The sequence below is a fragment of the Vibrio sp. 1078-1 genome, from assembly GCF_033340475.1.
Genome location: NZ_JAWOWM010000091.1, coordinates 1 through 1,072 on the forward strand (window position 1 = coordinate 1; position 1,072 = coordinate 1,072).

1 protein-coding gene is annotated in these 1,072 nt (G+C 47.8%); it reads right to left on the reverse strand.

Annotation, left to right across the window (positions count from 1 at the left end; all coding sequences use genetic code 11):
- Positions 1-332: 332 nt before the first annotated feature.
- On the reverse strand, positions 333-1,072 hold a 740-nt coding region (locus tag R7190_RS25805; RefSeq protein WP_318137668.1), incomplete at its 5' end, for a TatD family hydrolase.

Here is a 1,072-nt window from a genome sequence, read left to right on the forward strand (position 1 = left end):
GACTGGAGTTCAGACGTGTGTTGCGTGGTACGCGTTGCAAGTAAGCACCATGTGTACACATTTCAATATCCGTATTCATGTTGTTTTACACCTGTGCTAAGACGTAGGCGAATAGCAGTATAAGAAAAGAATGTGTCGAGTTGTGGACAGTCACAAGAAGCGTACTGATGGAATACGCATGATGCGAAGTGGGTAGGGTTACAAGTTAATAGTTATGTCTATCAACACTACAGTATTGCTGGTTGAGTCGTTTCAGGTTTGGCCTGTTCATCCAACCGTTTAGGCAATAAAAAGCGACCTAGTGTGGCCGCTTGTTGCGTTTGTTGTCTTGCTTAAATCTTGAATAAGCTTTTTGCATTTTCCGTGGTGATAGCATCTATGGTTGCGACCTCTTCGCCACGCAAGTCTGCCACTCGCTGCGCGACGAGCGACGTGTAAGCTGGCTCATTGCGTTTACCGCGATGCGGCACTGGCGCCAAATATGGGCAGTCTGTTTCTAATATGATCCATTGCATGTCTAAGTGTGGAATGACTTGGTCCATGCCGCCGTTTTTAAATGTCGATACACCGCCTAAACCAAGGTGGAAGCCCAACTCGTTAATTGCTCGCGCCTCTTCTAAGCTGCCACCAAAACAATGGAACACGCCACGCAGGCGACCGTCTTGCTCTTGACGAAGCAGAGTCAGCGTTTCTTCGATGGAATCACGGGTGTGGATCACCACAGGTAAATCCATCTCTTTTGCCCAATTGAGTTGGGTTACGAAAGCCATCTCTTGCTCTGCTTGGTGGGTTTTATCCCAATACAGGTCGATGCCGATTTCGCCTACGGCGATAAAGTTGTGTTTTTCGAACCAGCCTCGGATGATTTCTAGCGTTTGATCAACGTTGCTATCAACGTAACATGGGTGCAAACCCATCATTGAGTGGCACACTTCCGGATACGCTGCTTCGGTCTGCAGCATCGGTTCAATCGAGTCCAGATCGATATTCGGCAGCAAAATTTTAGTGATGCCTTGAGTTAAGGCGCGCTCAACCACTTCATCGCGGTCGTTATCAAATTCGCTCGCGTATA